The organism is Lacticaseibacillus camelliae DSM 22697 = JCM 13995 (assembly GCF_001311195.1).
GTDB classification, from domain to species: domain Bacteria; phylum Bacillota; class Bacilli; order Lactobacillales; family Lactobacillaceae; genus Lacticaseibacillus; species Lacticaseibacillus camelliae.
In genome coordinates this window covers 1-14,034 of record NZ_BBAJ01000059.1, presented here as the reverse complement: position 1 = coordinate 14,034, position 14,034 = coordinate 1, and the positions used below count along the sequence as shown (strand labels likewise).

The window sequence follows — 14,034 nt, the reverse complement described above, 5'->3', positions numbered from 1 at the left end:
CCACGACGTCGTACGCCTCGCGATGCGCGCTGCGCTTGCCGCCAAAGGTCTCGGCACGGTCGTGGTAAAGGTGCACGCCGCTGAGGCCAAGCGCCTGGACCAGGCCGTCAAGAAAGGCAATACGCTTGTTCAACGAATCAACAATCGTCACGTCCAGCTGCGGCGCCATGATCTTGACCGGCAACGAGGGAAAGCCGGCGCCGGCCCCGACATCGCACAGCGTCAGGGGTTCACTTTTCAGTGCCGGCACGGCCTCCAGTAAGGTCAGCGAATCGTAAAAGTGCTTGAGGTAAACCGCGGACTGCTCGGTGATCGCCGTTAGGTTCACATGTTCGTTGGCCGCCACCAAGTCCTGGTAGTAGCGCGCAAACTTCGCCAGCTGCGCGGCCGTGGGCGTCACTCCCAGGGCCGCCACTGCAGCGCTAAACTCCGCCTCATCCATCGGTTTGCCTCCTTTGTTGGCTGCGCGATTGAACCGCGCAGTGTGAAACTTTTTGCTGGTTTCACGACACCCTCTAGTTTAACTTAATCGACCGCCAGTCACAACCTGACTCTGGCCAAGAAACTCACATCTCGCAGCGACTGGTCGCGTTTTCGCCGCAGCGCGGCCGCTTTTGCTTTGCCACCGCATGTGCTAAAATTGTGCGCAAGTAAGAACGAAAGGAAGCGCGCCATGAAAGAGCCAATTCGCATCGCGTACTTATATGAAGACTTGATGAACACCTACGGGGACAGCGGTGACGTCAAGATCCTGCGCTACTGGCTGGGCCTTGAAGGCTATCCGGTCATCGTGGACAACGTCAGTCTGGGCAAGCCGTTCAACGCGGCTAACTATGATTTCGTCTTTTTCGGTGGCGGTCAGGACTACGAACAAACCGTGGTCGCCAAGGACCTGCCGCGCTTCAAAGACACGCTGGCCGCCTACATCGAGGCGGGCAAGCCCATGCTCGCGATTTGCGGCGGCTACCAGCTGCTTGGCACCTACTACAAGACCGCCGACGGCACGACCATCAAGGGCCTGGGTATCCTGCCGCTGCACACCGTGTTCAAGGCAGACGCGCGGATGATCGGCGACACCGAGTTTGAAACCGAGTTCGGCACGGTCAAGGCGTTTGAGAACCACAGCGGCCGGACCTACTTCGATGACAAGAACAAGCTGCACCCGCTGGGCAAAATGATCCAGGGCTACGGCAACAACCCCGACGACGGCGTGGAAGGCATGCGCTACAAGAACACCTTCGGCAGCTACGCGCACGGTCCGATCCTGCGCAACGAAAACATCGCCAAGGCCATCACCAAACTGATCGTGCAGGCCCACGAGGCGCGCGTCGCCCAGCCGACCGCGTAACTCCGCAGCGCAAAAGCACCCCGCAAGCCAAATCGCTTACCGGGGTGCTTTGTTGTGCCTTCAGCTAGTCTTCTTCGATCACGGTGCCGGCATTGGGGCCCGCATCAAGCTTGATGATGCGATCGACCTTGATCACGACTGCGGCAATCGCTGCCGGCAGGTGCTTGCTCTGGGCAAAGGCCTGTGCGTCGTCAAAAATCTGGTCATCCTTGTGGATCTCAACCGTTCCTTCAAACCGGAACCCCTTGAGCTTGCTGCGGTCGACCGAGGCCACTGCAGCCTTGCCATTCTGCTGCAGGTTGTGCCAAGCATGCCGGCCGGTTTCCTCGTTGTAGATCAGATGGTGATCGTCAAAGACCCGCATGGTGCCTTTCGGGCCGACTTGCGGATTCCCATTTTCATCCGCCGTGGCTAAAAAGTTGAGTTGTGAGCCGATCATGTCCTTCATTTCTTGTGTCAATGTTGCCATGAAATCAGATCCTTTCGCTTACTTTTTATTACCAAATCAGTATACCACACTGCGGCATTAATGGCGCCTGGGCCACCAAAGACTGACGAGCAGTGCTAACGCGCCGCCCATGAGCAGGCCCACCAGTCCGACCAAAAACGGATTCGGCTCCAGCGGCCGCAGCAGCCACCATTCGAGGGCAGCCCCCAGCACCAAGACGACCACCAAGCCAAGCGACAGCCACAATCTGCGCCGCATCACAGCCGCGCCAAGATCGTGTACTGGGTCGGCTTCTCCTTGCCGGCGTTCGGATCTGAGTTGGTGCCTTCGTAAAACACATCGAAGCGGCCCTTGCCGTCCTTGGCCACGATCAGGCCCTTGGTCGAGGCGTGATCGACCTTAAAAATCTCGGCCGATCGCCGTGCCGCCTGAAAATCGTAGTCGCTGGCGATGGCATCGCCTGGATTGAAGAAGATGGTTTCTTCCGCCATGTTGTGTCACTCCTTTGCGTGTCCCTGCACGTCCTTGACCTTCGCGATAATGGCTTTCACAAAAGCCGCAAACGCCGGCATGTCAGATTTTTCCGCGCCCTGCTCGATCTTGACCGGCTCCGCGCCAACCACGGCGCCGGCTTTTTCAAACGCGGCGTCAAAGAGGTCGGGTGCCGTATTGTAATCCTTACCGTACCAGGGATCGCCAGTGCCGGCCACACCGACGACAACCGGCTTGCTCAGATCCACCTGCGGAATGTCTTCGTAAAAATCATTGACTGGCGGCGGTACGATGCCGCCCAGCCACGTGTAGGTGGAAATGATCACGGCGTCGTAATTGGCCATCACCGCGGCGTCGGTTTGCTGCATCTGGCCCACGGTGACCGTGGCGCCCTCGCGTTCAAAGAACAGCTGCAAGATCCGCGCCATGCCCTTGGCGTTACCCGTCACTGATTCGTACAAAATCAAAATCCTCATCCCGCTCACCTCTGCTTCCAGTATACCCTGTCGGCCGGGGGATGGAAAAGCTTTCAGGCTGCAGGCTGCGAAGGTCGGCGAACTTAGGGTGACAGCTAGCCTAGCGTAACGCTTCGCCGCTGCACTTTGGCGGCGAGGCGTGTGGCGTAGCTAGATGCTCACCCGTTGCCGACCTGAGCGCAACTACAGCAGGCTGCGAAGCCGAGCGATTTTAGTCCGACAGATAGCCTAGCTCAGGGACGGGTGCCGCGCAGCGGTGCCTGTCACTGAGCGTAGCTAGCTGCTCGGGCGTTGCTCGGCTGAGCGCAACTACTGCAGGCTGCGAAGGTCGGCGAACTTAGGGTGACAGCTAGCCTAGACATACGCTTCGCCGCTGCACTCTGGCGGCGGGGCGTGTGGCGTAGCTAGATGCTCACCCGTTGCCGACCTGAGCGCAACTACGCAAAAAGCCGCCGAGTACCCCAGCGGCCTTTCATCTAAACTTATTCTGCGTAGTTAAAGTGAGTCAGCGGCGCGTGCTTCACGTCCTCAATGGTCTTGGTGCCGGCCAGCTGCATGGTGATCTCAAGCTCATGGTTGAGCTCCTCGAAAACGGACTGCACGCCTTGCGCACCACCCAGAGCCAGGCCGTAAATGACAGGCCGCCCCATGGCAACCAGGTCCGCGCCAGCCGCCAGCGCCTTGAAGACGTGGCTGCCGCGGCGAACGCCGGAGTCGAAGATGATCGGCACCTGGTGGTTGACTGCCTTGGCAATGGCCGGCAAAACATCGATCGAGGCCGGGCCACCGTTCAGCTGACGCCGCCGTGGTTGGAGACATAGATGCCGGCAGCGCCTGCACCGATGGCTCGCAGTGCGTCTTCAGGGGACTGAATGCCCTTAACGATGACCGGCAGATGCGTGTAATCCGCAATGCGACGCACATCGTCTTCGGAAATCTTCTGGGCAGCACTGGCATAAATCTCGCCGATGCCCTTCCCCTTGCCATCGCCTTCGGAGAACTTGGTCAAGTTCGCCATCGGGATTGGGAACTGGAAGTTGTTGACGATGTCGGCTTCGCGATAGCCATCAACCGTTGCGTCAACAGTCAGAAGAATCGCCTTGACACCGGCCTTGACGGCTTCGTCCAGCAGGCTTTCGTTGAAGGTCCAGTCCTTGCTCATATACAGCTGGAAGAACTGCGGTGCCCCGTTGCCGGCTGCCGCAGTATCAGCAATCGAAGTGGAAGAATACGTGCTTTGCGCCATCAGGCCACCAACGGCCGCCACGCCGCGCGCGGTGTCCTTTTCGCCTTGGCTGTGGGCTAAGCCCTGCGCCGCGGTCGGTGCCATCATGATCGGCGTCTTTAGATCCAGGCCAAAAACGTGAGTGGCCAAGCTAGGCTGCTCGATGTTCGACAAGGCCTTAGGAACGATCTGCAGGTGACCAAAGGCCGCCGTGTTCTGCCGCAGTCCAGTCATCCTCAGAACCGCCGGCGATGTAGCCGAAGCCGCCAGTCGGAATGATTTTCTTCGCCTCTGCCTCAAGACTTGGCAGGTTGACGATATTCAGCTTCTGTTCGCGATCGCTTTGTTCGTACCCATTTGTTAATGTCATGATGATTGCCTCCAATGCGTTAATTGATTACGAGGTTCATCATATCACTTACATTTTACAAGTAAAGAGTAAATGGCTAACTTTTTGCAAGTAAATAAAAAACCAGGCCCAAAGCCTGGTTTCGTATACTTAGTTAATTATTCTACTGCGGCCTCCGGGGCCTTGCTGCCGGTCAGGATGAAGTGGATCGCATCCTGCAGCTCACTTTCGCGGAAGAAGCGAATGTCGGGGTCGTTGCCGAACCGGTCGACCTCAATGACTGGTTCAAAACCCGAAAAGCGCAGCAGCACCTTTTGCAGCCAGGCGTTCCAGACCTCGGTCGTCAGGCCTTGGTGGTTGGCCAAGTTGCGGTGAATAATCACGTTCTTGTTCTCGAAGCTTCGCACGCGCATCGGCGTGGGCTGGGCTTCGGCCAACGTGTTCAGATAAGCAAGACGATCCATGAATACCAGCTCCTTTCGCAGGCAACTCCGACAGATTCCCTTACTTTTATTATACAAACACCCGTTCGTTTTTGCAACCAAAACAACTTCGCTGCGCATTTTGCCTGAAATTCGGTATACTAGACGTAGAACATGAATCAAGGAGGTTCACACTAGTGAATGAAAAAGACCAACTGAGCGCTTTTGCACGCGAGATCATTGAGTTCCAGCGCAAGAATGACCTCACGGATACGGAAATGGCATTGAACAGCCACGTGTCGGTGGAGCACATCCACAACATCAAGGCGATGCGTGAGCAGCCGGAAGCAAGCGTTGTGGCCAGCCTCCGCGACTACATGGAACACAAACCGACTGGCAAATAAATCTGATGAAACCGAAACGAGCCGCCCATCCTGATGGATGAGCGGCTCGTTTTGACGTCAATCGGCTTGTTTCGGCTCAATTTTCATTAACGTGTCGTTGGGAATGCGGATCAAATCAAACCGCTCGGCCAAGTGGCCCACGTGCATCCCCAAGGCGTTGAGGAAGGTCGGCTTGAAGTGCGCCGTCATCGTCGCCACGTACGCCTTCTCCGTTGTGGTATCCAGCTTGACCAGCTGCTTGTGGTGCCACGGGTACATGCTGGCCTTCATGGTGAGCGGATCGCTGCCCAGTGAAATGTCGCGTCGTGGCTGTTGGTCTGGTTCTTCGCCCCAGCGGTCCAGTACGTGTAGTGCTGCACGGGCTGCTTGCCGTTGCCAGACGCCACCGTCACGTAGTATGACCGAGTCGCCCCGGTTTGCAGGATCAGCGGCTGGTAGGCGTAACGCACGGAAACGACCCGACTGTCCGCGTAATCGATTGGGCGCAGCCAAGAGACCCACGCCATGCCATAGGTGGCCGCCGCCAAAATGACGACTTCGAGCAGGTCGACCAGCCAGGTCGGGCCCGGTTTTTGACCCTTCACCACCATTTTCAAGTGACGCGAGCGGATGTTCCAGATGATAAAGCCCAGGTATGCTGCCAGCAGCACCCAAGCAATGATCCCGATCCAATTCGACATAATTGTCCCTCCAAGCCGTTAGTGCGTTGCGTCTGCCTGTTCAACCGCCTTTTGCCCAAGCAGGTTCAGGTAGTTCCAAGGCCGGTCGTAGTACGGGTTGAACAGCATATCCACGTACGCCAGGTCGTCGATCGTGTTGCGGTTTTGAATCATCACTGACAGCAGGTTGGCTGACTGGGCGATGTCGTACTGCGAAAACAGCTGGCCGCCGAGGATCCGGCGATTGCTGCGGTCGTACACCAGTCTCAGGGACACCCGCGCGGTGGTCGGCATGAACTCCGGCCGGTAATTATCCACGAGGTCGACGGCCGCGGCGTCAAACCCGGCTTTCTGCGCCCGCGACAGCGTCAGTCCGGTGCAGGCCAGCGTCTTGTCGTACAGCCGCAGCGCCGAGGTCGCCTGCGTGCCCATGTACCGAGTCTTATTACCAAAGACATTGATCCCGGCGAGCTTGCCCTGACGCACCGCATTGGTGGCCAGCGGCGCGTAGGCGTCCTTGTGCGTGGGATTGTAATGCACCGCCACGGTGTCGCCTGCCGCATAGATGTCCGGTGAAGATGTCTGCATGTAGTCATTGACGTGAATCGACCCGTCGGCGTTCATTTTGACCTGGCCATCAACCAGCTCCGTCATCGGCTGAAAACCGACACACACGACGGCGAGATCCGCCTGCCACTCACCCTTGTCGGTGGTGATGTACACGTGCTGGTCATCGCTATCAAACTTCAGCGCGACTTCTTGCAGGTGGGAATCGACGCCATGGGCGGCAAGCTCCGCCTCGACCTCTTTAGCCAGCGGCGCGTCGACGTAATGGCTGAGCAGGTGATGCACCCCGTTGATGAACAAGATGTCATGGCCGGTCCGGCTGTACGCCTCGGCCAACTCAACGCCGATGTAGCCGCCGCCGATGATGGCGATGCGGTCGGCGCCTTCAGCGGTTTGCTTGATGGCCAGGGCGTCATCGTAATTCTTGCACATCAGCACGCGCGGCACGCTGACCCCCTGAATCGGCGGGATCACCGGATAACTGCCCGTCGACACGATCAGCTTGTCGTAGCTGGCCGTGAACTTGTGGTGGTCCACCATGTCCTGGATCGCCAAGGTGTGCCTCTTTCTGTCTACGCTCAAGACGTCGTGCTGCAAGTGGATGTGAATGTTTGGCCCCAGCGCTTCCAGACTTTCCTTGCTCGCATAAAACAACTGCTCGGGAGCCGTCACGGTGCCTTCCAGGTACAGTGCGATCCCGCAAGACAGAAACGAAATATCGCTGCGACGCTCGTACACATCGACCGTGGCCTCTGGATGGGCGGCGGCGATTTGCGTGACGGCGGCCGTTCCAGCATGCGTGCAACCCACAATGGCAATCCTCATGACGGCATTCCCTCCTTGCCAAGTTTCATTACCTTTCATTATTACACGATTGAATCGAAAGCAAAAGGCGGCGCACTATCAGTTTTCGTAAGATTCACGCTACAATTGATGAAAAAGGCCCTGAATCCCGAACCGTCGGAGGTGAACCGCATGAAAATTGCCCTGATTGGCGCCGGTCCGCGCGGCCTGCTCGTGCTCGAGCGACTCAGCGCGTGGCAGCAAGGCAGCCAAGGCCCGCTGAACGTCACCCTGTATGACCCCTTTCCAATTGGCGGGCGCGTGTGGCGCCGCGACCAAGACCCTCATCTGATCATGAACACCGCCGCCCAACACATCACGCTGTTTTACGACCGGACCGTTGAAGATCCCGGGCCGGTCAATTCTGGCCCGGATCTAGCCCAGTGGCCAAGCGCGAGGCCGAAGCGTACATTGCGCGCACTGGCGGCCCAAACGCGCCAGCCTTTGCCCAGGCAGCCAAGGGCCTGGGCCCGAACGATTATCCACCACGCGGCCTGTACGGCTACTACCTGGCCTGGTTTTACGACCAGCTAAAGCAGCACCTTCCGGCCACCATGACCCTCACCTTTCGGCAGGAAAGTGTGGCGCAGGTCGCGCCTGGCGCGCCGTACACCGTGACCGCCGCCACCAGTACTGAGAAATATGACGGCGTGGTCATGGCCCTTGGCACGCTTGAAAACAGCCTCACCCGCGAGCAGGCGAAGTTGCAGCAATTTGCCCAGGCGCACCACCGCTTCTACCTACCGCCTGGGTTCCCAGCGGAGGGCGAGCTGTCTTCCATCAACCATCAAGATGTCGTGATCCTGCGCGGGCTGGGGCTGAGCTTTTTTGACTTTGTCAGCCGCCTGACGGAAGGCCGCGGGGGCTTTTTCACAAAAACCGCGAGCAGCGAACTCGTGTACCACGCCAGCGGGCGCGAGCCTCATTTGCTGGCGGGCTCGCGGCGTGGCCTGCCGTACCACGCAAAGGCCCGTAACGAAAAAGCCCCGGGTGAGCTCTGGCCGGCTCGCTTCTTGACGACGCCGCAGCTGGCCGCCTGGCAGCAAAGCGGCGGCGTTACCGGCAGGCAGTTCTGGCAGGCCCTGCAGCGCGAGGTCGGCTTTGTGTACTACTCCCTGCTGCTGGCGGAGCGCCACCCGGGCATCGACCTGACCGGCTTTCAAAGCGACTACCTGCAGCAACCAGAGAAAGCTGTCGCAGCGCTGCAATTGCCTGCTTCAGAACGTCTCAACTGGGACGCCCTGACCGCTGTGCCGGAGGGCGACCTGCAAACCGTCATTCAAGATTACCTCGCTGCGGATGCCAAGCCGCCGAGCGCGGCAGCAAAACCGGCCCGTTGACCGCTGCCTTAGAGGTGCTGCGCGACTTGCGCGACCCCATCCGGCAAGTGGTTTCGCGCGGCCTGCTCACCGACGACGAGTACCTGGACTTTTTTCTGCGCTGGTTCAACGGCACCAATGACTTCCTGTCGATCGGCCCGCCGGCACTGCGGATCAAGCAGCTGCTGGCGCTGAGCCGTGCCGGGATCATCTCGTTTCTGCCGCGGCAAATGACGATCCGCACGCAAGGCGCATACTTCATCGTGGGCTCCAAGGCCGACACCGACTTCCAGGCGGCCGGCACCGCCCTGATCGAGGCCCGCGTGCCGGCGGCAAACGCCAAGGCCGCCAAGGACCCGCTGCTCACCCAGCTGCTGCATGACGACGTGGCGACGCTCATGGACCTCGAGCTGGCCGGCGACCGCCGCTTCCAGTCTGGAGCGGTGCTGGTCGATCGGGACACGGCACAACTGCTGAACAGCCAGCATCGGCCTCAGGGCAAGCTGTTTTTCTGGGGCGTGCCCACAGAAGGCGTCAACTGGCTGACCACGCAAGCCCGCGCCCGTACGTCAATGACATCAACCTGCGCCTCGCCAACCGCATTGCCCGCCAGCTCCTGAAGTGACCGAACCTGCCCGGCGATTATGGTAGAATTGAGCATCATCAAAAGGAGGGGCTGTCTTGTTCCCGTATGCCAAATTGCGCACCCTGAACGGCCTAGAGTCGTCCGTTTACACTTACATAAATCAGCACCAGGCGGAAGTTGAGACCATGACGATCCGCGAGCTGGCCGAAAAGGCGCATGTCAGCACGACCACGATCCTGCGCTTCGCCAACAAAATGGGTTACGAAGGCTACTCTGAGCTCAAGTACGCCTTAAAGCGTAACCGCGCGGCTCTCAGCGAGCCCACCCCGCTGTCCGACCAGGACTTGTCGGCACCCTTGGCGGAGTTTGAAACGGTGACGACGCCCGAATTCAGCAAGCTGGTGGACCAGGCAGTAGCAAAGCTTGAGCAGGCGCCGCTGGTCCTGCTTTGCGGCATCGGTACCGGCGCGGCCTTGGCTGAGTACGGCGCCCGCTTTTGGTCCAACACCGGGACCTTTTCGCTGGCGCTGACCGATCCGGACTACCCCTTCCCGGAACAAACTGCGGTCCTGCAAAACACTGTGATGGTCGCCTTGTCAGTGTCGGGCGAGTCGCAGCCGGTGATCGACATGGCCACCCGCGCACAGCAGGCGGGCGTTTACGTCATTGCACTGACCGACCACGCAGACTCGACGCTAGCCCACCTGGCCGACCTTGTGATCACCTACTACCTGCCGGAACTGACGCGTGGCGGCCTGAACCTGACCACGCAAATCCCGATCATTTACCTGCTTGAGCTGGTCGCCCACCGGCTCAAGCAGCCTCGTTAACGCATTGCCACCTAAAAAAAGCAAGTTGAAGCACTCAATCTGTTTTATTTTAGTTATTTGTTTTTTTAGTGGGGTCAAATTCTTTCAATCTCGTCTGCAAACGGTTACACTAAAAATGTGGTTAACCACTCGGCGGATTTTTGTCCGTCGCTGTTTCCCGCGCTGCGCCTTCATCTGCCCGGCAGACGTGCTGGACAACATAAAATGAGAGCGCTGCCCGGAACTGTTTTTCGCGCAAGAGTTTAGCGCACTGGCCAAGTCAGCATCTATCGTTCACATTCTCCATGCCAGTGCATCACCCGTGCGCGGGGGTAAACACTTTTTGGGAGGAATTTCTATGCAAGCCATTATGAACCTGCTGGAAAAGTACGTCGTCCCAGTGGCTGCTAAAATCGGGTCAATTCCCTGGCTGGTCGCGCTGCGTGATTCATTCATCGCGACACTGCCGATCACCATGGCCGGCTCTCTAGCAACCCTGCTGAACGCGCTGCTTTCCACCTACTGCACAGTGGGGTTGGACAAGTTTCGTCAATGCCGTGCAGCCGATCATCATGATCGACAACACCGTATCCGTTGGGTCTTTGACCATCTTCGCCGTCTTCTTCTCCGCAATGTGGGGCTATCACCTCGCTGAAGCGTACCAGGTCGACGGGGTCGCCGGGACACTGATTTCACTTTCCGCCTTCTTCATGGGTATCAACAGCAGCGCCAGCCTGGCCCTCACCGGCAAGCTGAGCAAGTCTGCTGCTAAGGTGATCACCGATGCCGGCGGTTCTTACGCCAATGGGAGTATCACCGTACCTAACGCATTTGGCACCGCCAACTTGGGCTCTGCGAGTCTATTCACGGCCATGATCTTCGGCGCGATTGCCACCGTTGTCTACATCTGGCTGATGAAGAAAGATATCTCCATCAAGATGCCCGACACCGTGCCGCCGGCCGTTTCCAAGGCCTTCACGACCCTGATCCCAGGGATCGCGGCCCTGTATGTCATTGCCATTATCACCTACCTGTTCCAGACCTTCACCGGGCAGGCCTTCGGTGACTGGCTGTCTGCCACCATCCAGGCCCCACTGCTTCACGCGGGCCAAGGCGCCGGTATGGTGCTGCTGGTTTCCTTGCTGGTTCAGGTCTTCTGGTTCTTCGGGATTCATGGCCCGAACGTGCTGGCACCAATTCTGGAATCCATCTGGGGCACTTCTCAGATTGCCAACATCCAGGCCTTCCAGCACGGCGAACCACTGCCTTACAAGTGGGTGCGTGGTTCCTTCGACGCCTATGTTTGGTTCGGCGGTTCAGGTGGTACCATCGTCCTGCTGATCGCCATCCTGCTGTTCTCGAAGCGTGCTGATGAAAAAGCCGTCGCAAAACTTGCTTTTGCCCCTGGCCTCTTCAACATTAACGAACCAGTCATGTTCGGGCTGCCAATCGTTTTGAACGCGATCTACTTCATCCCGTTCATCATGGCACCAGTTCTGAACACTGCCATTGCTTACTTCGTCACTGCTGCTGGCTGGGTTGGCCCAGTCAAGATCGCGGTTCCTTGGATCACCCCACCAATCCTGAACGCCTTGATGGCGACCGGGTTCGACTGGCGAGCCGCGGTACTGGCCCTTGTCAACATGGTCATTGCGTTCTTCATCTGGGTCCCATTTGTTATGGCATCCAGCCGAGTTCAAACGGACGCGCCTGACGACGGCGGCACTGCCGCTTAACCGTATGAGCCACTGGTTGTCTTTACCCAACCAGTGGCTTATTATTAACACTAGTGACTGCCGCAACCGGTTTCTTCGCTGGTAGTCCTCTAATAAATCGAACATGAAGGAGTCAGATAACATGGTTGTTGTTAGTTCTGCACTGTATCTGGATAAGATGATCGCCGTTTTGGAAGCTTACGATGAAGATGGCGTCACCTTCAAGCTGAATAGCAAGCAGGGCATGCGTGCCACATTCAGCACCACTGCCACCGACTTGGATGCGGCGGCCAAAACCGCCAAAGCAGAAATCAAGAAGCAAAGCTGGGCTTCCGCGATTCTGTTCACCGTCGGCGTCGCCTAACTAGGCATGAAGAACATTACAGTTCCGGCATGTTATCAATGGCCATCGGGTTTTACGTCATCATGATCAGCCCGCAAGGCCCCGGGACCCAGAACCTGGATCCTGGTCTCCTGACGCTCGGTATCGCTTTAGTGGTGCTCGGGGTCGTGCTGATAACACGCCGTCACCGGCGCACCAAGTCTTCCAGCGATAGTAAATAACTTGTTGTGCCAATTGCGGCCTTGCACATGTTGTGCGAGGCCGCTTTTTATGTATAATACGGCGGCTCACCGGCCATTACGAACCCCACTTTAAACGGGCCAGCGAAAACGACTCCCAGCCGGGGTCACCTCACCCGGAGAATGAAGGCCCCAACGTAACCAGCCTCATCGCCGCCGCTTAATCTGACACGACTCCGAAAAGTGTTCCTGCTGGCAAAACGCCGCCGTAATTCGCTACGCTTAAATCAGGAGGCGAGCGTATGCAACAGTATATTGGCATTCCCACCGACCAGCTGGCCGGTGTCAGTCCCTACATCAACACCCAAAGCGCCAGCATCGTGCCCCAAGCCATCAAAGAGGCCGTCATCGATGCTGGCGGCGTCCCTTTGATTTTGCCGTTTCCCGCTCGAGGGGACCAGATCGATGCGCTGGTCCAAGCCGACGTGGCCGCAATCTCGGGGTTATTTTTACCTGGCGGGCCCGATCTTGATCCCACGCTGTACGGCCAGGAACCGGAGCTAAAGCTCGGCAGTGTCATCTTGCCCGAGGATCGCTTCGAGCTGGCACTGACCCAGGCAGCGATTCAGGAAGGTCTCCCGGTGTTTGCGATCTGCCGCGGCATGCAACTGCTGAACGTGGCGTGCGGCGGCGACTTGTACCAGGACCTCGGCACCGACGACCCGCAGGCTCACCTGAGGCACGCCCAGGCGGCACCGGGTCAGTACCCGACCCACCACGTGCGCATGGCTGAAGGGTCTCGGCTGGCGAGCCTGATTGGCCCGACCGGGTACGTCAACTCGCGCCACCACCAGGCGGTGCACCATGTCGGGGCCAGTCTGCGCGTGTCGGCCGAGGCGCCAGACGGCGTGATCGAAGGCATCGAGTCTCAAACCGGCGACCAACTCCTTGGCGTCCAGTGGCACCCGGAAAACCTGACCGCCAGTCAACCGGCTCAGGGCCGGTTATTCACCGACCTGGTCGCCCGGGCCAGCGCCTTTTCAAAAACTCATCAAAGGAAGTGACCTCATGCGCCCCGTGATTGCCTTAGTGGCCGATGTGATTCACGACCCCAGCGTCTTCACCGTGCCCAACACCGTCGATATTTCCCCTACCATGTTCAAGGATACGATCCTGGAAGCCGGCGGGCTGCCGATCACCATCCCGTACCCGACCAATGCGCGCCTGATCCCCGAGGTGATTCAAGCCTACCTGCCGCTGTTTGACGGGTTGATCCTGCCCGGTGGTCCAGACGTCGACCCCACGCGCTACGGTGAGCAGCCGCGCCCTCAGCTTCAAGCGGCTAATCCCTTGCTGGACGCCTTCGAACTGGAGCTGATCAAGGCGACTTATGCGGCCGGCAAGCCGATGTTTGGCCTCTGCCGCGGCAGCCACATTCTAAACGTCGCGTTTGGCGGCACCTTGTACCAGGACCTGGAGACGGAAAAAGCCGACGCCCTACGCCACCTGCAGGCCACCTCCGGCGAGTACCCGACCCACCACGTCGCCATCGTCCCGCAGACCCGCCTAGCCAAGCTGCTTGGCGACACCGCCTATGTCAACTCGCGCCACCACCAGGCCAGCCGCACGTTAGGCGCCGGCCTGCGCCTGGCCGCCAAAGCCTACGACGGCACCATTGAGGCGTTTGAAAGCGAGGATAATGACCTCATTCTCGGCATTCAGTGGCACCCGGAGAACTTGTGGCAGGACGCGCCTTCGCAACTGAAAATCTACGCTGACTTCATTGAACGCGCCGCCTCGCACCGCCAAGGGATATCGACCCTGGCAGCCGGCGAAGCAAAATAGCCGCA

Annotated in this window: 14 protein-coding genes and 4 pseudogenes; 9 read left to right on the top strand and 9 right to left on the bottom strand. The window is 58.7% G+C overall.

What is annotated here, in order from left to right:
• Positions 1–442, bottom strand: a 442-nt coding sequence (gene rsmG, locus JCM13995_RS10070; RefSeq protein WP_082397812.1) for a 16S rRNA (guanine(527)-N(7))-methyltransferase RsmG, incomplete at its 3' end; no start/stop codon positions are given.
• A 231-nt stretch (positions 443–673) separates the two neighbouring features.
• Here rsmG and JCM13995_RS10065 point away from each other — a divergent pair.
• On the top strand, positions 674–1,348 hold the full coding sequence (locus JCM13995_RS10065; RefSeq protein ID WP_054665236.1) for a type 1 glutamine amidotransferase: 675 nt from the start codon (positions 674–676) through the stop codon (positions 1,346–1,348).
• Between the two features lie 64 nt (positions 1,349–1,412).
• Here JCM13995_RS10065 and JCM13995_RS10060 read toward each other — a convergent pair whose 3' ends face one another.
• The 6 genes and pseudogenes from JCM13995_RS10060 to JCM13995_RS10035 form a co-directional block, all read right to left on the bottom strand.
• The gene (locus JCM13995_RS10060) at positions 1,413–1,817 is read right to left on the bottom strand and encodes a pyridoxamine 5'-phosphate oxidase family protein (RefSeq protein WP_054665233.1); all 405 of its coding nucleotides are present in this window, start codon (positions 1,815–1,817) and stop codon (positions 1,413–1,415) included.
• Between the two features lie 57 nt (positions 1,818–1,874).
• Positions 1,875–2,054, bottom strand: a complete 180-nt coding sequence (locus tag JCM13995_RS10055) for a hypothetical protein (protein ID WP_054665230.1) — start codon at positions 2,052–2,054, stop codon at positions 1,875–1,877.
• A complete protein-coding gene (locus JCM13995_RS10050) occupies positions 2,054–2,287 on the bottom strand; it encodes a hypothetical protein (RefSeq protein WP_054665227.1) in 234 nt (77 codons plus the stop codon). The genes JCM13995_RS10055 and JCM13995_RS10050 overlap by 1 nt, the downstream gene beginning before the upstream one ends.
• Positions 2,288–2,293: 6 nt before the next feature.
• A complete protein-coding gene (locus JCM13995_RS10045; RefSeq protein ID WP_054665224.1) occupies positions 2,294–2,764 on the bottom strand; it encodes a flavodoxin domain-containing protein in 471 nt (156 codons plus the stop codon).
• A gap of 482 nt (positions 2,765–3,246) precedes the next feature.
• Positions 3,247–4,359: pseudogene (locus JCM13995_RS10040) on the bottom strand (lactate oxidase).
• 137 nt (positions 4,360–4,496) lie between these two features.
• Complete coding sequence (locus JCM13995_RS10035; RefSeq protein WP_054665220.1) at positions 4,497–4,802, bottom strand: hypothetical protein; 306 nt, start codon at positions 4,800–4,802, stop codon at positions 4,497–4,499.
• Positions 4,803–4,957: 155 nt separating this feature from the next.
• Here JCM13995_RS10035 and JCM13995_RS10030 point away from each other — a divergent pair, with 155 nt between their 5' ends.
• Positions 4,958–5,164 (top strand): LBP_cg2779 family protein, encoded by a 207-nt coding sequence (locus JCM13995_RS10030; RefSeq protein WP_054665217.1) that lies wholly within the window; start codon positions 4,958–4,960, stop codon positions 5,162–5,164.
• A 57-nt stretch (positions 5,165–5,221) separates the two neighbouring features.
• On the opposite strand, the pseudogene JCM13995_RS10025 reads toward JCM13995_RS10030, so the two are convergent.
• Together JCM13995_RS10025 and JCM13995_RS10020 are read right to left on the bottom strand one after the other, a co-directional pair.
• Positions 5,222–5,844, bottom strand: a pseudogene (locus JCM13995_RS10025) (LVIS_2131 family protein).
• 18 nt (positions 5,845–5,862) lie between these two features.
• A complete protein-coding gene (locus JCM13995_RS10020) occupies positions 5,863–7,215 on the bottom strand; it encodes an FAD-dependent oxidoreductase (RefSeq protein ID WP_054665214.1) in 1,353 nt (450 codons plus the stop codon).
• 150 nt (positions 7,216–7,365) lie between these two features.
• On the opposite strand from JCM13995_RS10020, the pseudogene JCM13995_RS17785 reads away from it, so the two are divergent.
• The 7 genes and pseudogenes from JCM13995_RS17785 to JCM13995_RS09990 all read left to right on the top strand — a co-directional run bounded on the left by JCM13995_RS17785 (position 7,366) and on the right by JCM13995_RS09990 (position 14,029).
• Positions 7,366–9,177 (top strand): annotated as a pseudogene (locus JCM13995_RS17785) (FAD/NAD(P)-binding protein).
• Positions 9,178–9,233: 56 nt separating this feature from the next.
• Positions 9,234–9,968 (top strand): MurR/RpiR family transcriptional regulator, encoded by a 735-nt coding sequence (locus tag JCM13995_RS10010; protein ID WP_054665211.1) that lies wholly within the window; start codon positions 9,234–9,236, stop codon positions 9,966–9,968.
• 337 nt (positions 9,969–10,305) lie between these two features.
• Positions 10,306–11,683, top strand: a pseudogene (locus JCM13995_RS10005) (PTS sugar transporter subunit IIC).
• A gap of 121 nt (positions 11,684–11,804) precedes the next feature.
• Complete coding sequence (locus JCM13995_RS10000) at positions 11,805–12,026, top strand: hypothetical protein (protein WP_054665208.1); 222 nt, start codon at positions 11,805–11,807, stop codon at positions 12,024–12,026.
• A gap of 38 nt (positions 12,027–12,064) precedes the next feature.
• Positions 12,065–12,226 (top strand): DUF3188 domain-containing protein, encoded by a 162-nt coding sequence (locus JCM13995_RS14610; RefSeq protein ID WP_156314433.1) that lies wholly within the window; start codon positions 12,065–12,067, stop codon positions 12,224–12,226.
• 260 nt (positions 12,227–12,486) lie between these two features.
• Positions 12,487–13,248: a gamma-glutamyl-gamma-aminobutyrate hydrolase family protein gene (locus JCM13995_RS09995; protein WP_054665204.1), complete on the top strand. Its 762-nt coding sequence runs from the start codon at positions 12,487–12,489 to the stop codon at positions 13,246–13,248.
• Between the two features lie 4 nt (positions 13,249–13,252).
• Positions 13,253–14,029: a gamma-glutamyl-gamma-aminobutyrate hydrolase family protein gene (locus JCM13995_RS09990; RefSeq protein ID WP_054665201.1), complete on the top strand. Its 777-nt coding sequence runs from the start codon at positions 13,253–13,255 to the stop codon at positions 14,027–14,029.
• The last annotated feature ends 5 nt before the right edge of the window (positions 14,030–14,034 follow it).